This is a genomic window from Tardiphaga sp. 20_F10_N6_6 (genome assembly GCF_052076045.1).
Taxonomy (GTDB): domain Bacteria; phylum Pseudomonadota; class Alphaproteobacteria; order Rhizobiales; family Xanthobacteraceae; genus Tardiphaga; species Tardiphaga robiniae.
Window position 1 is genome coordinate 1,988,270 of sequence record NZ_CP197239.1, and the last position, 18,222, is coordinate 2,006,491.

Sequence of the window (18,222 nt, forward strand, 5' to 3'; positions counted from 1 at the left end):
ATGAAACAGCTTCTCCTCGGCACCATCGGCATCCTCAGCCTCGGCAATGCCGCCATCGCCGCAGACGTGCCGGCCCGCGCCTATACCAAGGCCTCCGCCATCGATCCTGCCTATAACTGGACCGGCTTTTATGCCGGCGTTCATGCCGGTTACGGCCTCGGCGGGACCGAATGGCAGATCCTGAATATCCGGACCGACGGCGCGCTGGGCGGCATTCAGGCCGGCTACAATCAACAGATCGGCAACCTGCTGCTCGGCATCGAGGCCGACATCAGCTTTAGCGGCATCAAGGGCAATCGTACGGTGAGCATTCTGAACCAGGCCACCCTGTCCCAGACGTCGCAAATCAACTGGCTGTCGACCGTGACCGGACGCGTTGGCTTCGCCAATGGCCGCTGGCTCACTTACGCCAAGGGCGGCTTCGCCTGGGCCAATGAAGATCACGGCTACGACGTTCAGGTTTCGGTGCCGGGGCCGGACCGGCTTACACTGTCCGGCAGCGAGACACGGCGGGGTTGGATCGTCGGCGCCGGCATGGAATATGCGCTTGCCAACAACTGGTCGCTGCGCGGCGAGTATAACTTCGTCAACTTCCCCGACCACGAGTTCGATTTCAGCGGCACGCGGGCCTCCACCGGGCCGATCGCCTCCACGGCTTCGACTAAGCAGACGCTGCATCTCATCAAGCTCGGGGCGAACTACCAGTTCGGCGCTCCCGATACCGCCAAACCGATTCCGCCGCTGCAATACGCACAGTCAGGATTCAATTGGACCGGGCTCTATCTCGGTGCGCAGGCAGGCTACGGATCGGGACACGGCGACTGGCGCGACTACACGCCCGATGGGAAGTTCTCGATGACCGGAGGCTTCGGCGGCGGCCAGATCGGCGCCAATGTGCAGCTCGGGGTGATCGTCATGGGTGTTGAAGGTGAACTGGTCGGCGGCAATATCGGCGGCGGCACCCGCACCAACTTTGATAACAATCTCGAGATGCGCTCGCGCACCGAATGGCTCGCAATGGCCACCGCACGTATCGGTATGGTGACCAACGAGCGCTGGCTGACCTATCTCAAGGGCGGTGTCGCCGTCGCTGGGGATCATCACGCCATATCGCTGTCGTCGGGCCCGCAATACGCAAATCTCGACGGATCCCGCCTTCACACCGGTTACGTGGTCGGTGCCGGCGTGGAATACGCCTTCGCACCAAACTGGTCCGTCAAGGCGGAGTACAACTACATCGGCTTCGGCCACGACAATGCGAGCCTCGAAGGCGTGATCAATGCCCCTCCGATGGTCGGCCCTTATTATCTGAATGCCGATATTGCCCAGACCATGCAGCTCGGCAAGATCGGCGTGAACTATCACTTTGCGCCATAAATGCGACAGCCGACCACCATGGCGCTATCAAGCGCATGGTGGTCGCGCCTCCTAGCGCGGTAACATCTCGGGTGGCGGCGAACGGTCCAGTACATCGCCTTTCGCGCCTTCCAGCAGATTCAGCTCGACATTCTCCACGACCAGCGGGCCACGTTTGCGTTTGAGGTCAGCCACTTTCTCGATATTCGCAAAAGCCGCCCGCCATTCCGGATTGGCCGCAGCATTTTGCTCACCCACCAGCAAAAGCTTGCCGGATAGCTGCTCTGCACTCGGCTCCGGCATGTTCACCCAGCGAATCCGCTGGGTGCGCTGGAAGACACAGGTCCCCTTCGGCAGATAGAAGGTCAGCCATCCCGTGGTGCCGTAATCGGGCGCCACCACGCATGTGGCCCCGACACGGACGCGAACCGCCTCGACGTCGGCCGCCAGTTCGACAAAACCCACGCCGATGCTGCGTACTGTCGCATCACGCTTGTAGCCGGACAGCAGACCCGTATTGGCCTGCACCACCAGTGCCGTGAACATGACGACGCCGGTCGGCCCCGCCCAGCGCAGGCAGAAATCCACCGTGCGCTGCTCGCGCGGCTTCCATTGCACGATGGTTGCCGCGACGGCAGCAATGATGGCCAGCGTCGGATAGACTGGCGCGAACCAGTTGGCTTCGACGCGGCTGTGCAGCGCATGCCAGCCGAAATACAGCACGATGACCCAGAACATCGCATTCAGCAGCACCCGCGCCGGCCACGCTCCGGGCCTCCGGACGGCTAGAGCATAGAGGCCCATCACGCCGAGAATGAATACCAGCGGTGTCGCGAAGGCGAATTGGGTCGGGATCAACTCGGCGATGAAAGCCGGATTGAAGTGATCAATCCGGGCGCGTCCGAGTTGCTTGATAAAGGACACCCAGCCATGTTCGGCATTCCAGAACAGCACCGGCGAGAACACCGCCAGTGCGACGAGGCCGCCGAGATAGGGCCATGGCGAGATCAGCCAACGCCGCATCTTCGGTACGGCAATGAGCCAGATCAGGATCGCCGGCCCGAAAAACAGCGCGGTATATTTCGACAGTAGCGCTACGCCGACGGCCACGCCCACCGCGAGCCACCACGCGCCCTGCCCGGTGGCCAGCACCTGGGCCAGCGTCAACAACACGAAACTCGAGGCGACCAGCACCGGCGCGTCCGGCGTGACGATCATCAACCCGACCGACGTGATCATCGTCGCATTGAGCAGGATCACCGCCGTCGTCGCGATCCGCTGACCGCCGAACAGCAGTTCGGCCGTGCGATACACCGCCCAGCTCATCGGCAGTGCCAGCAGCACCGAGACAAGCCTGACACCTAAGGCGGTATCGCCCGCGATCATCGTGCCGAGCCGGATCACGACTGCGACCATCGGCGGGTGGTCGTAATAGCCACCAGCCAGATGTTTCGACCACATCCAGTAATAGGCTTCATCGAAGGTCAGCGGCGTCCATGCGGCCGCCGCCAGCCGCAGCAGCACCAGACCGACGACCACGGCCGCGGTGCCGCGAACCAGCCGCAGTTCCTGCGTGGTCATCCAGCGATCACCGTTTCCGCCACACGAAGAGGCCCGACATCGCGTAGTTCCAGACCACGCCCATCAGCGCGCCGGAAGCACCCGCCAGCCACCAGATCGGCTCCTGGTCGAAGACCGACCAAGCCACGCCGACATTGGCGAGCAGACCCACGCTGCAGACCACGTAGAAGATCGCCAGACCACGCAGGATGCCGAAACCTTTCAAACGCTGGTCGCGATAGGTCAGGAAATTGTTGAGCAGGAAGTTGCCGGTCATCGCGCAAAACGCCGCAATGGCCTGCGCCTCTGCGAATGGCGGATCGAAAACTTCCAGCGTGACGAACAACACGGCGAAATGCACGAACAGGCCGATCGAGCCGACCATAGCAAACAGCAGGAAGCGCAGCGACACGGTATCGTTGGTCAGCTTCGCCAGCACCAGGCCCAGAAAATCCAGCGCCACCATGGAGTCGAGCTTGCTCTCACCATGCAGGCGTGAGCCGAAGGTGTAGGGCACCTCGATGACACGAAGATCGCCTTCTGCCGTCGCGACGACATCGAGCAAAATTTTGAAGCCCTGCGTTGAGAGTTTCGGCGCCAGTTGTTCGAAGCGATCGCGGCGGATCATGAAGAAGCCGCTCATCGGATCGGCGATCTCGACCTTCAGCACCCGCTGCGCGACCGCGGTCGCGAACTTGCTGGCGCCGAGGCGCTGCTGGTTGAAACTGTCGGCACTGCCGCCCTCGATATAGCGGCTGCCGATCACCAGTTCGGCAGCGCCACTTTCGATCAGACCGAGCATCTTGCCGAGCTGGGTCTCATCGTGCTGCAAGTCTCCGTCGATCACCGCTGCACAGGGCGCGCTGGAGGCCAGCATGCCCTCGATGCAGGCGCCGGACAGGCCGCGCCGGCCGATGCGCCGGATACAGCGCACGCGCGAGTCGGCGCGCGCCAGTTCGCGTACCGCGTCGGCCGTGCCGTCCGGCGAATTGTCGTCGACGAAAATGACTTCCCAGGAAATGCCGACCAGCGCCGCGTCCAACCGCTGCACTAGGGTGGCGACATTGCCGCGCTCGTTGAAAGTGGGGACGACAACGGACAGCTGCAGCGGCGCGCCCGCCTGCAATATCTGTCCGGGCCCCGGTCTGATGGCTTCGTTCATGGCGCCAGCATATATCTGCCGCGCCGGACCATGCCAAGGCGGACAGGGAACGGCGGGGCCTTAACAGGTGCCGGAACAAGCCATCAGAGGGGGAATAGCCAAAAGTGGCCCAAAAATGCTAACGACCCCGAACAACAGGCGCGCGTACATCCGGCGCACCGAGCTATTCAAGGTCGTTCCAGCGCCGGAGCTATTAAGCGTCATCGTCGCCGTTGGAGACAAGATAGGGATGCTGGAGCCGTTCCGCAAGGGTATCCGGCACTGGTTTCAACGCCGCATTCCGGCCGCAAACACCGCACCCTGGCACCATTCTGTTGCTGGCGAGCTATAGCCAGTCTTGCCCGTGCCCGCTACCTTGCCTCGGTCAACAGCGGCGCGTTCGCGCGGTTTTCTGAGGCGGAAGCCCCGCCTGAACCGCGACCACAATCGTCTCCGCGCGTGATAATCGGAGGCGCCATGCGACGCTCGCTCGGACCATGCCTATTCGCTGCATCGCTGACGCTGGCATCCTTCGGCGCCAGCCATGTCACCGCGCAGACAATTGATACCGTCACGACGACGGTGCTGTCCGATTCGCGCGTCATGGCTGCGCTCGATGCCATCAAGGCCGACGATGCCCGCACCCTGAAAGAGCAGATCCGGATCACCGAAATTCCCGCGCCTCCGTTCAAGGAGAATCTGCGCGGCAACTATATTCTGTCACGGTTTCAGGAACTGGGCTTCAAGGACGCCGTGATGGACGCCGAGGGCAATGTGACCGCCCGGCGCAAGGGCACCGCCGGAACGCCGAAGCTGGTCATCTCCGCACATCAGGACACTGTCTTTCCCGAGGGGACCGACGTCACGGTGAAGGAAAAGGACGGCGTCTATCTGGCGCCGGGGATCGGTGACGATGCCCGTGGGCTCGCGGCCTTGCTGTCTTTGATGCAGACCCTCAACACCCAGCAGATCGCGACGGTCGGGGACGTCATGTTCGTCGCCAGCGTCGGCGAAGAAGAGCTGGGCAATCTGCGCGGCGTCAAAGCCCTGTTTCGCGACAACAAGGACATCGACGGCTTCATCTCGATCGACGGCCTCGGCGTCACGCGCATCGTCAACCAGGGAACCGGAAGCCACCGCTACGAGATGATCTTCAAGGGTCCGGGCGGTCACAGTTTTCAGGAATTCGGCCTGCCGAGCGCGACCCATGCGCTGGGTCGCGCGGTCGCGAAAATCTCGGAGCTGCAGACACCCTCGGATCCGAAAACCACTTTCACAGTCGGAACGGTAAGTGGCGGCACATCCGTCAACGCCATCGCTGCCGAAGCACGCATGGCGATCGAATTCGACCGAAGAACTGTTGAAACTCGAAGCGAGGCTTCTCGATCAGGTGAAGGACGCAGTCGGTGAAGAAAACAAACGCTGGGGATCGGACAAGATCACTGTCGAGATCAAACTGATTGGCGACCGCCCGGCGGGCGTTGTCGCAGAAGACTCTCCCCTCGTGCAGGCGACCGCGCGTGCCGTGACCGCGCTGACCCGCGCGCGCCATGTCACCTTTGCCGGCTCCAGCACGGACTCCAATCTCGCGATGTCGCTCGGCATCCCTGCGGTGACCATCGGCGGCGGGGGCCAGGGCGGCAACTGGCATTCGCGCAATGAATGGTACAAGCCCGTCGACGCTTATATCGGGCCGCAAAATGCACTGCTGACGATGCTGGTGCTGACCGGCGTGGAGGGCGTAACCAAGCCGGTGCTGCCGGCACGGCACTGAGTAACACGGCGAATACTGAAAGGATGGGCCTCACAATGGTTGCGAAATCCGGACAAATCCGTATCGGCATCGGCGGTTGGACTTTCGCGCCGTGGCGCGGGGTGTTCTATCCGGAGAAGCTCACGCAAGCGAAGGAGCTCAGCTATGCCGCGTCCAAACTGACCTCGATTGAGATCAACGGGACCTTCTACGGCTCGCAGAAGCCGGAGAGCTTTCGCAAATGGGCGCGCGAAGTGCCGGAAGATTTCGTATTCTCGCTCAAGGGCCCCCGCTTCGCAACCAATCGCCGGGTGCTCGCCGAAGCCGGCGAGAGCGTGAGCCGGTTCTACGATTCCGGCGTGCTCGAACTCGCCGACAAGCTCGGCCCCGTTCTGTGGCAATTCGCGCCGACCAAGAAATTCGACGAAGCCGATTTCGGGAAGTTTCTCGAATTGTTGCCGACAGAGCTCGGTGGGCGCAAGCTGCGCCATGTGGTCGAGGTCCGCCACGACAGTTTCTGCGTGCCGGCCTTCATTGCGCTGCTACGACAGTTCAAGATCCCCGTGGTATTCTCCGAACACGCCACCTACCCGGCCATTGCCGATGTCACCGGCGACTTCGTCTATCTGCGTTTGCAGAAGGGTGAGGACAGCATCAAGACTGCCTATCCACCGAAGGCGCTGGATGCCTGGGCCAAACGTTTCGAGACCTGGGCCGGCGGCGGCGAGCCAACCGACCTTCCGCGCGTCGATGATGCCAAGATCAAGAAACAGCCACGCGACGTGTTCGCCTATGTCATCCACGAGGCCAAGGTACGCGCACCGCACGGTGCCATGGCGCTGATCGAGCGGGTGACGTAGCACCCACGCGCGTTGCTCAATCGAGCTTGATGCCAGCCTCGCGGATCAGTTTTGTCCAGGTGGCGTGTTCTGATGCGATGAAGCCGTCGAGCTTGTCGTCGGGCATATCCCAGGGCTCACCGCCGCTCTTCTCGAAGCGCTCCTTCAGATCGGGCAACACCGCTCGAATATCCTGACGGAGTTTTGCGATCACCGCCGGCGGCGTCTTCGCCGGCACGAAGATGCCAAGCCATGAATCGACATCGAGGCCGGGCACGCCCGCTTCCGCCATGGTCGGCACGTCAGGCGCCAGCGGGCTCCGCTTCGACGACAGCACCGCGATGCCCCTCACCTGCCCGGTCTGCACATAAGGTAGCCCGGCAGCAATCGAGTCGAAGAACAGGTCGATGCGGCCTGCCAGCAGATCGGCGAAGGCCGGCGGAGATCCCCGATAGGGCACTTCCTGCAGCTTGACGCCGGCGGACCTCATGAAGGCAGCGGCCACCAATTGCTGTCCGGTCCCGACACCCGCGGTCGCCACGGTGATCGACCCCGGCTTGTCCAATGCAGCGGCAACGATCTCCTTCGGCGTTTGCTGCGGCAGATCCTTGCGGCCGACCATGATGTAGCCAAACTTGTAGACCAGCGCGACCGGCACGAAATCCTTTAGCGGGTCATAGGCGAGCTTGGCGTAAAGCGCGGAGTTGAAGGCCATGTTAGAAAGGCCGCCGACCATCAGCGTATAGCCGTCGGCCTCGCTCTGGGCTGCAGCCTGCGTGCCCACGACGGTGCCCGCTCCTGGCTTGTTCTCGACAAAGAACGCCTGCCCCGTTCGCTTCGCCAGCGCATCGGCGAGATGCCGCCCGACCAGATCGTAGCTGCCGCCGGGCGCGATCGGCACGATAATTCTGACCGGACGATCCGGATATGCGCCTTGCGCCAGAGATGTGGACTGAAACGACACAAGCGCGAGCGCGATTACGCCTAACGCACCAACCATGCGAGCCATCATTCCCCCGGTGATATCGGCCATTGAACTGGCGGAGTTTGTTGAGTTGACTATGTGCCATGTTGCAAATGGGAGCAACGCCTCGCGGCTGGCCGCGACATTGTGCCAATCATCTGTCGATCACGGGGTGCTCACATGGCCCGCAAGATACCTCGCCTCTTCACCGTCGGTTACGAGCAGACGCCAGCGAAAGCCGTGCTCGATGAACTGCAAAATGCCGGCGTCAAGCTGCTGGTCGATGTGCGTGCCGTCGCCGCATCGCGGCGACCGGGCTTCTCCAAGAATCAGCTCGCTGCCGGCCTCGACGAACGCGGCATCGGCTACATCCATCTGCGCGGATTGGGCACGCCCAAGGACGGCCGCGAAGCGGCACGTAGCGGCAAGCTCGCAGCGCTCGAGAAGATCTATATGGCTCATCTCAAGACACCGCAGGCACGCGAGGAGATGGATGAGCTGGCGGCGCTGGTGACGAAGTCCGGACCGGTCTGCATCCTCTGCTACGAGCGCGACCACGAGCACTGTCATCGGCGCTGGATCGCCGAGATCATCGAGGGGCGCGAAGGTGCCAAGGTTCAGAACCTGCTGCCGTCGCAGCTTTGAAGCCGCGCGACGATCTCACAGCAGTTTTTTTCAGATTATTACTTATCCACACTGGACGTAGGCTTATCCCCAAGATAATCTACCTTAAGTTGTATTATTTTGTTGTGTTTCTGTTGCGTTGGGTGGGGGCTCGATGCGTTGGGGACTGGCGTTACGCGCTTTATGCGTTGCGGCGGCCGCATATTCCTGCGGCATGGCCTCGGCTCAGGATATCGGTGAGATCGACGCCACGATCGAACCGGCATCCGGCTCATCGAGCTTCTGGTCGCCCCTGTTCGACACGCGTATCAAAAAACGGCGTGCCTTCGATTTTCTCTCCGGCGGCATGCCGGACCGTCTGATGTATTTCGGCGGTGTCGATGCGTCGCATTGGAGCCTCGGCGCCTATGGCGGCCTGCAATGGGCCCCCGCCGGCCTGAACAAGGACGGTTTCATTCTGCGTTTCTTTCTGTCGGAAAACCTCGAACGCTACACGACAGGCACGCGCTCCGACTACACCCAGATCAGCCGCGCGGCGATCCTGCCGGGCTACCTCATCCGAACCGGCAATCTGGAAGTTCAGCTCTTGGCTGGCCTCGATATGGAAGCCGACTATTTCTACCACGATCAGCGCCGCTCTCGGCTTCGCGCGATGCTCGGCGCGCGGGGCACGATGGACGTCTGGTGGGAGCCGACACGCGAGCTGATGCTGCAATATGCCATCTCAGGCACGACCATCGATACTGGCTATACCACGCGCATTGCAGCCGGCTGGCGCCTGTTCGATTTGTTCTGGATCGGCCCGGAGGCCGCACTGTCGAACGACTATTTCAGCCAGCAGACCCGGATCGGCGGCCATCTGACTGGCTTGCGCACCGGCCCCTACGAATGGTCATTCGCCGCGGGACATGTGCGAGACAATTTCGAGCGCCAGGGCGTCTATGCGCGCTTCGGCATGGTCATGCGACCGCCCCGCGCGCCATTCTTCGAGAACTGACGCAGCACTCAGCCCAAGCGCCAGATAGCCTGCGGCAGGTCATAGCCGCGGATCGGCACATCGCCGAGCAGCTCCGCATCGCTGCAAGTGTCGCCCAAGGCATCACGTATGGAGGCAGAGATCAGTAATTGTGAGCCGAACTGTTTGTTGAGCGCCTCAAGCCGAGCCGCGAAGTTCACGGTATCGCCGATGACGGTGTATTCCTTGCGGCGCGGGGAGCCAACGTTGCCGGCAATCACGGCCCCAATATGAAGCCCTATGCCGATGCGCAGGGGCCATTCGCTGTTCTGATTGCTTTTCTCGACAGCTATGAGCATCTCGCGTGCCGCCTGCACGGCGCCATGCGCCGCATTCGGATCCTCAATGGGCGCTCCGAACAGCGCGAGAAATCCGTCACCGAGAAACTTGTTCACGATCCCGGAATGTCGATCCAGCACGTCGACCAATAGAGCAAAGGTCTCGTCGAGCCGATCCACCACCTCGCGGGGCGAATGCACACGGGTCGCTGCGGTAAAGTTACGGATATCGACGAACATCACCGCGACCTGACGCATCTCGGTCGTAGAGCTCGTTCCCGACGCCAGCAACTGCTCCACAACCTGCGGCGAGACATGCTGACCGAACAGATTGGTGACACGATCGCGCGCCGAAGTTGCCGCGATGCTCGCCTCGAACTGGCGACGGAGTTGCAAGCCGACCGCGCCTGCAAGAATACCGCAGAGCAGGACCATGGCGCTGCGGATAAGCTGAAACGCAAAATCCGGTGCCGGTTCCGAGGCGAATTGCACCGGATGATACAGCATGGCCAGCGCGAGCATCTGGGCGGCCGCGACAAAGCCCGTAAATGTCGACAGCCAGAAATCGAGCCGAAGCGTGGATAGAATGATGAAGATGAAATAGGACAAAGGCGCAGCAAATGCCAACGCCGCCGCCGGCCCCATCCAGCCCATATGGAGATGCAGTGCGGCCGTCGGAATGCTGGTCTCGATGAGTGCGCTCAAATAGCGCCGCCCCTGCGCAATATCCTGCCCTGCAGCGATGCGCTGATTGACCTTGTAAAGAACGAAGAACTCGAACAGCAGCAGCGGGCCCGTGATCATAAAAGACGATTTAAGATCGAACTGGCCATTGGATATGCGCGCGAAGCTCGACGGCGCCAGCAGATAGGCGATGGACAGCGACAGCGTCACGATCACCACGGTGCCAATGACCGTCTTGACCCGCAACCGTTCGGTCAACAGCATCTCGCGGCTCAGCGCCTTGCGAAATTCGCGAACGGACGGATCGGCGTCGGCGGCAGACTTCAGAAGTGTCCGGAAAAATTGAATCATTGCAGCAGTCTAGCTGCCGCAGGCGCGTTGAACGAGATATTTGTCGGGGAGCTCTAGCCCTTGGCGTCGCAGGCCCATGCGCGGATGACGCATTCCTTACCGCCGTAGTCATAGCATTTCTTGGTCGCCTGATTCAGCGAACTCGAAATACGGGGCGCCACGGCATAGCCGTGTGCGCCGCAGGGATTCTTCATATCGACGGCGAAGGCTGCACAGGCACGGTTCATCGTTACGGTCGTGCATTCGCCCTTGCACTGCTTTTTAGCGGCCGCCAGCGCCGCCCCCTGCGCCGGATAGTCGAAGGCCTGGCCATAGGCACCGCACTTGCCCACGGCGAGGGCACCAGCGGCCGAAGCCACGTCCATGGCACCGACGCTCATCAATAAGGCAACGGCGAGAATCGCGCGACGACGCGCGGCAACAAACAGTGACAATTTCCCCTCCCCCGAGGTCGATCGAGGCAGACGCTAAAGGAAGGGCGTTTCAACTTGGTGAACGAAAGTGCAATGCGGCGGCCCGCCGCATACGCCATGCGTTAGCCGCTCCGCGCGTCTTCCAGCGCCTGCGGTGTATCGATATCGAGGAAGGCGCCGTGACCTTCGACCGCCACATCGGCAACGGCTTCGGCGTGCTTCATGATCAGGTGCCGAGCGCCGATATCGCCGTCCAACGTCATCAACTCATTGAAGAAGCGCCGAGACCACAACACGGGATTACCGCGACGGCCCTCGCTTACAGGGACGACGATGAGGTTGCCGCGATCCGGCGCGAAGGCTTCGATCAACCGGTCGATCAAGCGGGCATCGATCAGCGGCATGTCGCCGAGACAGATCACGGCTCCATTGGCATCGGCCGGGACCGCCGCGATGCCGGCTTTCACCGAACTGGCAAGGCCATCAGCAAAATCAGGGTTGTAGACGAACGTGACTTTGAGTCCGGCCAGCGCCTTCTCGACCTCTGGCGCCTGATGACCTGTCACCACCGTTACGCTCGACGCTTTCGATGCGATCGCCTGTTCGGCGACTATCCGGACCAATGCCTTGCCGTTGAGTTCGGCGAGCAACTTGTTCGGCCCCCCCATCCGGGTCGAACGACCGGCGGCCAGAATAACGGCGGCGACGTTGCTGTTGCCATCGCTGCCGACGGGCACGCGCGGTTGCGGCCGGGTGACGATTTCCATCAGCAAACCGCCGACGCCCATGCCTGTGAGATCCGAACGCGTGACCTTGAGACCGGCCAGCAGCCGCATCAACACCCAATCGAAGCCGTTCTCGACTGGGGATCGCGCACAGCCCGGCGCACCCAGCACCGGCACGTTGCCGGCCCTGCCGATCAGCAGCAGATTGCCGGGATCTACCGGCATGCCGAAATGCTCGATGGCGCCGCCGATCTGTTCGATCGCCGACGGAATGACATCACGGCGGTCGGCAATGGCCGAGGCGCCGAACACAATCACCAGCTCGGCGCCCAGCCCGAGCAGTTCCTTGATTGTCTTTGCCAGCACCTTCTCGTCGTGTGGCACGCGGCGCTCGGCGATGATCTTCGCACCGGCAGGCGCGAGACGCTCTTCGGTCACACGCAGCGTCTTGTCGATCACCTTCGGCGACAGCCCCGGTAACAGCGTCGAGACGATGCCGACTTTCTTGACCGTGTAAGGCGCGATCCTCATCGCGCCGCCCGAGGCAGCCTGGACGGCCGCGTCGCGCAGCGTACCGGCGACGCCGAACGGGATCAGCTTGACGGTCGCGATCATCTCGCCTTCGACCACCGGCTTGTAGGCCGCCAGCGTTGCAAAGGTGATCGCTTCATCGACGGCATTGATGCGATCGACGATGGCGCGATCGACGACCAGCACGCCCGGAGTCCCCGCAAACAGATTGGCGCGGCCCGTGAAGGCTCGCTCGACATTGACGCCCTCGCCCGCCACTGACTGCGCGATACTAGCTGCAGCGACGTCTTCGGACACATCACCGTCCTCGAGACGCACGACGACCACGTCCTTGACCCCCGCGCCGGTCAGCGCGGCGACTTCATCGGGACCGATAGTGGTGCCCTTCTTGAGAACGAGCGAACCCTGACGCAGTGTGTGGACGGTCACGCCGCCAAGTGCATCCGCCGGACTGGCGGGACCGAACTTCATGGGTTGCTCACTTTGGACAATTCCGCGGGTATCGTCTTGGGCATGCGCAGTTCGGCGGTGATCTCGGCCATGATCGAGACCGCGATCTCCGACGGCGAAACAGCACCGATATTGAGACCGATCGGCGCCTTGATCCGCGCGAAGTCAGCCTCGCTGACGCCCTGCGCCTTCAGCCGGTCGCCGCGCTTCGCGTGGGTTTTCCGCGAGCCGAGCGCGCCGATATAGAAGCAGTTCTTCTCGAACGCATGCAGCAGCGCGGGATCGTCAATCTTCGGATCATGGGTCACGGCGACGAAGGCTGTGTAGTGATCGATGTGGAGGCCCGGCAGCGCCTCATCCGGCCATTCGGCGATCAGCTGCACGTCCGGGAAACGCTCGGGGCTGGCAAAGGCCGTGCGCGGATCGACCACGGTGACGTCGTAATCCAGCGACCGTGCCAGCGGCGCCAGCGCCTGGCTGATATGGACGGCACCGATGATCACGAGGCGCGCGGTCGGCGCGTAGACATTGAGGAACAGCTTCTTGCCATTTGACTCGATCATGGCGCTCTTGCCCATGCGCAGCTGCTTCTCCAGCTCGGCATGCAGCGGATCAGCGCCGAAATCGGCGGCCTTCATCAGGCGTTGTGTTCCATCGGATATATCGGTGATCAAAATAACGGGGCGCCGAGCGGCGCGTTCCGTGTTCAGGGTGGCGAGCGTCTCGGCTTTCACGACTGACCGACCTTCTCGACGAACACGCGGATGGTGCCGCCGCAGGACAGGCCGACATTCCACGCGGTCTCGTCAGCCACGCCGAATTCGAGCAATTTGGGCTCGCCACTCGCAATCACATCGAGCGCCTCGGTGACCACGGCGCCCTCGACGCAACCGCCGGAGACCGAGCCCAGGAAGGTGCCATCGTCATTGATGACGAGATTCGAGCCTGCGGGACGCGGCGCCGAACCCCAGGTCTCAACCACGGTGGCCAGCGCCACGCCGTGTCCGGCCTTCTGCCACGCTTCCGCGGCCTGCAGGATGTCTTCATCGCGATTGAGCATGGAAGCCTCTCTTAAGCTGCGGGCCGGATCAGGCTGCGGTGATGGACCGGGGGCGCCGATGACAGCGCCTTAATCAGTCCGTCGATCGAACTCAAATTATGCACCGGGCGGAATTCGTCAACGTGCGGGAGCATCATTTTGATGCCCTGCGCTTTCGGCTCGAAGCCGTCGAAGCGCAATAGCGGGTTGAGCCAGATCAGCCGCCGGCAGGAGCGATGCAGCCGGTCCATCTCGAAGGCCAGTTGGGAATCCGCCTCCCGCTCCAAACCGTCGGAAATTAGCAGCACGATGGCCCCTTGGCCGAGCACGCGGCGTCCCCAGAGCTTATTGAAGTTGTGCAGCGACGCGGAAATGCGCGTGCCGCCGGCCCAGTCTTCCACCGAGGCCGAGCATGAGGCGAGCGCCTCGTCGGGATCGCGCGAGCGCAGCGCCCGCGTCACATTGGTCAGCCTTGTGCCGAACAGGAAGACCGAGACGCGCTTGCGGGCGTCCGTAATGGCATGAAGGAAGTGCAGGAACAGCCGGGTATATTCACTCATCGAGCCGGAGATATCGAGCAATGCGACAATCGGCGCCGGCTTATCGATCAGGCCTAGCCTGCGGATATCGATGATGTCGCCGCCCGTGCGCAGGCTACCGCGCAGCGTGCGCCGCAGATCGAGCCGCGCGCCGTGCTTGTCCGGCTGGGTGCGGCGCGTGCGCAATTCAGCTTGCGGCAGCCGCATATTGGCGATGGCGCGCGTGACCTCGGCGATCTCCGCTGCGCTCATCTGCGCAAAATCCTTCTTCTGCAAAACCTCGCGGTCGGAGACCGACAGCCTGATTTCCTGCTCCTGCGGCGCCTCGCGCTCTTGGCCCTGCGCCGGCTGCGCCATGGCCTCCTGCACGCGGCGCGAGGCCGGCGGCGGCTTGCGCTTGGCATCGTCGGGCAGCGGCACCGAATCCAGCATCTGCTTCCATTCGTCGGCCGCACGGAAAAACAGATCGAAGGCCTGGGCAAACACCAACGCATGCTCGTGGCGTTTGACGAAGATCGCTTCCAGCGTGGTGAAAACGTCGGCGCGCTTGCCGATCTCGATCATCTGCAAGGCATTCAGCGCATCGATCACCGCACCCGGCCCAACCGGCAGGCCGGCGGCGCGGAGCGCACGCGCAAAGCCGATGACATTGTCTGCCATCTGGCCGGTCGGTGGGTTGAGATGGTCGATGGGCAAACCTAACTCCGTCGTTCCGGGGCGGGCGCGCCACTTGCGCGACCGAACCTCAGCCACTCCAATTGGAGTGGTGGGGAACCTCGATGTGTTCAACTACTTCGGGATTCCGGGTTCGCGTTCGGCTATCGCCGCCCGCGCCCCGGAATGACGAGTGTTAATCGCTCGTCGCTTCCTTGATCACCTTCGCCAGCGCATCGCCCTGCATGCGCTGGATGTCGTCCTGATACTTCAACAGCGCGCCCAGCGTATCGCCCACCACCTGCGGCGTCAGCGAGCGGGCGTCGAGTTCGGTCAGCGCGGTCGCCCAGTCCAGTGTTTCGGCGACGCCGGGCGATTTGTAGAAATCCTGGTCGCGCAGCGCCTGCACGAACTTCACCACCTGCTGCGACAGCTTCGCTGAGATGCCCGGCACGCGCGACTTGACGATGGCGAGTTCGCGCTCGGCGTTGGGATAGTCCACCCAGTGATACAGACAGCGCCGCTTCAACGCATCGTGGATTTCGCGGGTGCGGTTCGACGTGACGATGACAATCGGTGGCGCCGGCGCCTTCACGGTACCCAGTTCGGGAATCGTCACCTGGAAGTCGCTGAGGATCTCAAGGAGATAGGCCTCAAATGCCTCGTCGGCGCGATCGAGTTCGTCGATCAGCAAGACAGGCGCACCATTCACATCTGGCTCGAGCGCCTGCAGGAGCGGGCGCTTGATCAGGTAACGCTCGGCGAAGATGTCGCTGGAGAGCTGATCGCGGTCGGTATCGCCAGCGGCTTCCGCCAACCGGATCGCGATCATCTGCGAGGCGCTGTTCCACTCATAGACCGCGGAGGAGACGTCGAGGCCTTCGTAGCACTGCAGCCGGATCAGCTTGCGGCCAAGCGCGGCCGACAGCACCTTGGCGATCTCGGTCTTGCCGACGCCGGCCTCGCCTTCGAGAAACAGCGGCCGCCCCATTTTCAGCGAGAGATAGGTGACTGTCGCCAACGATCGCTCGGCGAGATAGCCGCGCGATGTCAGCAATTCCAGCATGCCATCGACGGAGGTGGGGAGCGCCGATGGCTTAGTCATGAGAGAACCAATCCGGGAAAGTGCGGACCTGACAAATATCAGGCCCGGTTGTTGGCAGCTTCGACCGCACGCTTGGCCAGCACGCCGATCAGATGCGCCCGATATTCGGCGCTGCCATGGAGATCGCTGTTGAGGCCTTCGGCCGGCACCGTAAGCCCGTCCAGCGCCTTTGGCGAGAACCGCTTCTGCAATGCTGCCTCGAACTCCTCGACGCGGAACACACCATCCGAGCCCGCACCGGTGACGGTGACGCGCACGCCCGAGGGCAGACGCGCCACGAACACCCCGACCAGCGCGTAGCGCGAGGCCTGGTTGCGGAACTTGATATAGGCGGCCTTCTTCGGCACGGGGAAGGAGACCTTGGTAATGATCTCGTCGGCCTCCAGCGCGGTCGTGAACAAGCCCTGGAAGAACTCTTCCGGCTTCAGCTTGCGCTTGTTGGTGGTGATGGTGGCGCCAAGCGCCATCACAGCCGCTGGATAGTCGGCGGTGGGATCGTTGTTGGCGAGCGAACCGCCAATAGTGCCCTTGTGGCGCACAGCGGGATCGCCGATCAGGCCCGCGAGTTCGGCCAGTGCCGGAATGGCTTCGCCAACGATCGGCGATGACGCGACAGCGGCATGCTTGGCGAGCGCGCCGATCGCCAGCGAGCGGCCCTTCATCTCGATGCCGTCGACACCCTCGATATGCGAGAGATCGATGATATGCGGCGGCGCCGCCAAACGCTGCTTCATGACCGGCACCAGCGTATGACCGCCGGCGATCAGCTTGGCGTCCTCGTTCTTGATGAGGAGATTCGCGGCCTGCCGCACGGTCGACGGACGATGATATTTGAATTCGTACATGGGTGGGGATCCCTGATTCGCGGTGCGCGATTATCGTTGTGCGTCGTTATGCGAGATCGGATTTCGCCATCGCCTTGGCGCCGGCTGCGATCGACGCCACGATGTTCTGATAACCGGTGCAGCGACAGAGATTGCCTTCGAGTTCTTCGCGGATCAGGTGATCGCTGAGATCATGTCCCTTGCGATGCACGAGGTCCACCGCGGTCATGATCATGCCTGGAGTGCAGAAGCCGCACTGCAGGCCATGATGCTCGCGAAACGCTTCCTGCATCGGATGCAGCGGCGCGCCATCGGCTGCGAGACCTTCGATGGTCTTCACCTCGTGACCGTCGGCCATGACAGCGAGCGTGGTGCAGGACTTCACGGCCTTGCCGTCGAGATGCACAACGCAGGCACCGCATTGCGACGTGTCGCAACCCACATGGGTGCCGGTGAGCCGCAGATTCTCACGTAGAAACTGCACCAGCAATGTGCGCGGATCGATATTGCCGGTGACGGGATTGCCGTTCACGATCATCGAGATTTTGGCCATATGCACTCTCTTGGTCCGCGTCCCATTGCGTGGCGACGCGGTCATTAAAATCATTCCAAATGCATAATATGGCCCATCCCGGCAATGAGCAACCTCAAGTCGGGACGGTCTCTGGTGTGTTTTTCTGCGGTATCAAGCACACTTGATCGCCGCTATCAGACGCTCCGGGCCTTAGCCCTGAACAGCCTTGGCGAAGTTCGCGAAGAACTCGTCGGCGATCTTCTTGGCCGAACCGTTGATCAGGCGCTGACCGAGCTGGGCCAGCTTGCCACCGATCTGGGCTTCCACATTGTAGGTCAACAGCGTGCCACCATCCTTGTCGGTCAGGCCGACGACAGCGCCGCCCTTGGCAAAGCCGGCCACGCCGCCCTCGCCTTCACCGGTGATCTTGTAGCCGTTGGGCGGATCGAGATCACTCAGCGTGACCTTGCCCTTGAAACGCGCGGAGACCGGGCCGACCTTGATCTTGGCCGTGGCGCGGAAGCCGCCTTCCTCTGTGGTCTCGAGCTCTTCGCAGCCCGGGATACAGGCCTTCAGCACCGCGGGGTCGTTGAGCTTTCCCCATACCACTTCGCGGGGCGCGGCAAGCTGAACTTCACCGCTCATCGTCATGGCCATGGGTCTGTCTCCTGAATTTGTCGCCGTCCGGAATTGAGGCTGTCATCCCCAAGGGATTGCCCCCAATCCCAAGTAATGCACGGACGGCGCAAAGGAAAGACCGCCTGGCGAGATGGGGCGATGCCTATTCGCAGTGCAACAGGCGACGGCGACAAGAAGATTGCGGGGGATTGGCAGACTCTCGCCGGAATGGTTAGGGTCCCGCA

Annotated in this window: 19 protein-coding genes; 6 read left to right on the top strand and 13 right to left on the bottom strand. The window is 62.4% G+C overall.

The window, feature by feature from the left end; all coding sequences use genetic code 11:
• Nucleotides 1–1,377: an outer membrane beta-barrel protein gene (locus tag AB7813_RS09815; protein ID WP_120292689.1), complete on the top strand. Its 1,377-nt coding sequence runs from the start codon at nt 1–3 to the stop codon at nt 1,375–1,377.
• 51 nt (nt 1,378–1,428) lie between these two features.
• On the opposite strand, the gene AB7813_RS09820 is transcribed toward AB7813_RS09815, so the two are convergent.
• On the bottom strand, nt 1,429–2,937 hold the full coding sequence (locus AB7813_RS09820) for a glycosyltransferase family 39 protein (RefSeq protein ID WP_439089124.1): 1,509 nt from the start codon (nt 2,935–2,937) through the stop codon (nt 1,429–1,431).
• Between the two features lie 7 nt (nt 2,938–2,944).
• Nucleotides 2,945–4,078 carry a glycosyltransferase family 2 protein gene (locus AB7813_RS09825; RefSeq protein WP_120292693.1) on the bottom strand — a complete coding sequence of 378 codons (1,134 nt, stop codon included), beginning with the start codon at nt 4,076–4,078 and terminating at the stop codon, nt 2,945–2,947.
• Nucleotides 4,079–4,534: 456 nt separating this feature from the next.
• Between AB7813_RS09825 and AB7813_RS09830 the strand changes: the two genes are divergently transcribed.
• Genes AB7813_RS09830 through AB7813_RS09840 form a run of 3 tightly spaced genes read left to right on the top strand, consistent with a single transcriptional unit; the run spans nt 4,535 to nt 6,670 of the window.
• On the top strand, nt 4,535–5,467 hold the full coding sequence (locus tag AB7813_RS09830) for a M20/M25/M40 family metallo-hydrolase (protein ID WP_439083175.1): 933 nt from the start codon (nt 4,535–4,537) through the stop codon (nt 5,465–5,467).
• On the top strand, nt 5,418–5,831 hold the full coding sequence (locus tag AB7813_RS09835; RefSeq protein ID WP_439083174.1) for a M20/M25/M40 family metallo-hydrolase: 414 nt from the start codon (nt 5,418–5,420) through the stop codon (nt 5,829–5,831). The genes AB7813_RS09830 and AB7813_RS09835 overlap by 50 nt, the downstream gene beginning before the upstream one ends.
• Nucleotides 5,832–5,866: 35 nt before the next feature.
• Complete coding sequence (locus AB7813_RS09840; RefSeq protein ID WP_439083173.1) at nt 5,867–6,670, top strand: DUF72 domain-containing protein; 804 nt, start codon at nt 5,867–5,869, stop codon at nt 6,668–6,670.
• 16 nt (nt 6,671–6,686) lie between these two features.
• Here AB7813_RS09840 and AB7813_RS09845 read toward each other — a convergent pair whose 3' ends face one another.
• Nucleotides 6,687–7,649, bottom strand: a complete 963-nt coding sequence (locus AB7813_RS09845) for a Bug family tripartite tricarboxylate transporter substrate binding protein (protein WP_170849536.1) — start codon at nt 7,647–7,649, stop codon at nt 6,687–6,689.
• A gap of 144 nt (nt 7,650–7,793) precedes the next feature.
• On the opposite strand from AB7813_RS09845, the gene AB7813_RS09850 reads away from it, so the two are divergent.
• Nucleotides 7,794–8,258 (top strand): DUF488 domain-containing protein, encoded by a 465-nt coding sequence (locus AB7813_RS09850; protein WP_439083172.1) that lies wholly within the window; start codon nt 7,794–7,796, stop codon nt 8,256–8,258.
• A gap of 193 nt (nt 8,259–8,451) precedes the next feature.
• Nucleotides 8,452–9,234, top strand: coding sequence for a cellulose biosynthesis protein BcsS (gene bcsS / locus AB7813_RS09855; protein ID WP_439083171.1), 783 nt, complete (start codon nt 8,452–8,454; stop codon nt 9,232–9,234).
• An 8-nt stretch (nt 9,235–9,242) separates the two neighbouring features.
• Here the strand turns inward: bcsS and AB7813_RS09860 are convergent, their stop codons facing one another.
• From AB7813_RS09860 to AB7813_RS09905, 10 genes are all read right to left on the bottom strand, one after another.
• Entirely contained in the window at nt 9,243–10,565 is a 1,323-nt protein-coding gene (locus tag AB7813_RS09860; protein ID WP_439064351.1) for an adenylate/guanylate cyclase domain-containing protein, read from the bottom strand.
• Between the two features lie 53 nt (nt 10,566–10,618).
• Nucleotides 10,619–10,945 carry a DUF4189 domain-containing protein gene (locus tag AB7813_RS09865; RefSeq protein ID WP_315844185.1) on the bottom strand — a complete coding sequence of 109 codons (327 nt, stop codon included), beginning with the start codon at nt 10,943–10,945 and terminating at the stop codon, nt 10,619–10,621.
• A 155-nt stretch (nt 10,946–11,100) separates the two neighbouring features.
• Nucleotides 11,101–12,705 (bottom strand): NTP transferase domain-containing protein, encoded by a 1,605-nt coding sequence (locus AB7813_RS09870; protein ID WP_439059056.1) that lies wholly within the window; start codon nt 12,703–12,705, stop codon nt 11,101–11,103.
• Nucleotides 12,702–13,418, bottom strand: a complete 717-nt coding sequence (locus AB7813_RS09875; protein WP_439059057.1) for an XdhC family protein — start codon at nt 13,416–13,418, stop codon at nt 12,702–12,704. The genes AB7813_RS09870 and AB7813_RS09875 overlap by 4 nt, the downstream gene beginning before the upstream one ends.
• The gene (locus tag AB7813_RS09880) at nt 13,415–13,744 is read right to left on the bottom strand and encodes an XdhC family protein (protein WP_068736040.1); all 330 of its coding nucleotides are present in this window, start codon (nt 13,742–13,744) and stop codon (nt 13,415–13,417) included. The genes AB7813_RS09875 and AB7813_RS09880 overlap by 4 nt, the downstream gene beginning before the upstream one ends.
• An 11-nt stretch (nt 13,745–13,755) precedes the next feature.
• On the bottom strand, nt 13,756–14,922 hold the full coding sequence (locus AB7813_RS09885; RefSeq protein WP_120292714.1) for a vWA domain-containing protein: 1,167 nt from the start codon (nt 14,920–14,922) through the stop codon (nt 13,756–13,758).
• Between the two features lie 190 nt (nt 14,923–15,112).
• Nucleotides 15,113–16,021 carry an AAA family ATPase gene (locus AB7813_RS09890; protein WP_439059059.1) on the bottom strand — a complete coding sequence of 303 codons (909 nt, stop codon included), beginning with the start codon at nt 16,019–16,021 and terminating at the stop codon, nt 15,113–15,115.
• A 38-nt stretch (nt 16,022–16,059) separates the two neighbouring features.
• Nucleotides 16,060–16,866 (bottom strand): FAD binding domain-containing protein, encoded by an 807-nt coding sequence (locus tag AB7813_RS09895; RefSeq protein ID WP_439059060.1) that lies wholly within the window; start codon nt 16,864–16,866, stop codon nt 16,060–16,062.
• A 46-nt stretch (nt 16,867–16,912) separates the two neighbouring features.
• Nucleotides 16,913–17,398 (bottom strand): (2Fe-2S)-binding protein, encoded by a 486-nt coding sequence (locus AB7813_RS09900; RefSeq protein ID WP_089264990.1) that lies wholly within the window; start codon nt 17,396–17,398, stop codon nt 16,913–16,915.
• A gap of 171 nt (nt 17,399–17,569) precedes the next feature.
• Nucleotides 17,570–18,016: an SRPBCC family protein gene (locus tag AB7813_RS09905; protein ID WP_089264991.1), complete on the bottom strand. Its 447-nt coding sequence runs from the start codon at nt 18,014–18,016 to the stop codon at nt 17,570–17,572.
• Nucleotides 18,017–18,222 lie beyond the last annotated feature (206 nt).

What these genes read in the sequence shown, in the direction of transcription:
- AB7813_RS09815 (WP_120292689.1), top strand. Translation starts at nt 1, where the DNA reads ATGAAACAGCTTCTCCTCGGCACCATCGGCATCCTCAGCCTCGGCAAT.
- AB7813_RS09820 (WP_439089124.1), bottom strand. Translation starts at nt 2,937, where the DNA reads ATGACCACGCAGGAACTGCGGCTGGTTCGCGGCACCGCGGCCGTGGTC.
- AB7813_RS09825 (WP_120292693.1), bottom strand. Translation starts at nt 4,078, where the DNA reads ATGAACGAAGCCATCAGACCGGGGCCCGGACAGATATTGCAGGCGGGC.
- AB7813_RS09830 (WP_439083175.1), top strand. Translation starts at nt 4,535, where the DNA reads ATGCGACGCTCGCTCGGACCATGCCTATTCGCTGCATCGCTGACGCTG.
- AB7813_RS09840 (WP_439083173.1), top strand. Translation starts at nt 5,867, where the DNA reads ATGGTTGCGAAATCCGGACAAATCCGTATCGGCATCGGCGGTTGGACT.
- AB7813_RS09845 (WP_170849536.1), bottom strand. Translation starts at nt 7,649, where the DNA reads ATGGTTGGTGCGTTAGGCGTAATCGCGCTCGCGCTTGTGTCGTTTCAG.
- AB7813_RS09850 (WP_439083172.1), top strand. Translation starts at nt 7,794, where the DNA reads ATGGCCCGCAAGATACCTCGCCTCTTCACCGTCGGTTACGAGCAGACG.
- bcsS (WP_439083171.1), top strand. Translation starts at nt 8,452, where the DNA reads ATGGCCTCGGCTCAGGATATCGGTGAGATCGACGCCACGATCGAACCG.
- AB7813_RS09860 (WP_439064351.1), bottom strand. Translation starts at nt 10,565, where the DNA reads ATGATTCAATTTTTCCGGACACTTCTGAAGTCTGCCGCCGACGCCGAT.
- AB7813_RS09865 (WP_315844185.1), bottom strand. Translation starts at nt 10,945, where the DNA reads ATGAGCGTCGGTGCCATGGACGTGGCTTCGGCCGCTGGTGCCCTCGCC.
- AB7813_RS09870 (WP_439059056.1), bottom strand. Translation starts at nt 12,705, where the DNA reads ATGAAGTTCGGTCCCGCCAGTCCGGCGGATGCACTTGGCGGCGTGACC.
- AB7813_RS09880 (WP_068736040.1), bottom strand. Translation starts at nt 13,744, where the DNA reads ATGCTCAATCGCGATGAAGACATCCTGCAGGCCGCGGAAGCGTGGCAG.
- AB7813_RS09885 (WP_120292714.1), bottom strand. Translation starts at nt 14,922, where the DNA reads ATGGCAGACAATGTCATCGGCTTTGCGCGTGCGCTCCGCGCCGCCGGC.
- AB7813_RS09890 (WP_439059059.1), bottom strand. Translation starts at nt 16,021, where the DNA reads ATGACTAAGCCATCGGCGCTCCCCACCTCCGTCGATGGCATGCTGGAA.
- AB7813_RS09895 (WP_439059060.1), bottom strand. Translation starts at nt 16,866, where the DNA reads ATGTACGAATTCAAATATCATCGTCCGTCGACCGTGCGGCAGGCCGCG.
- AB7813_RS09900 (WP_089264990.1), bottom strand. Translation starts at nt 17,398, where the DNA reads ATGGCCAAAATCTCGATGATCGTGAACGGCAATCCCGTCACCGGCAAT.
- AB7813_RS09905 (WP_089264991.1), bottom strand. Translation starts at nt 18,016, where the DNA reads ATGGCCATGACGATGAGCGGTGAAGTTCAGCTTGCCGCGCCCCGCGAA.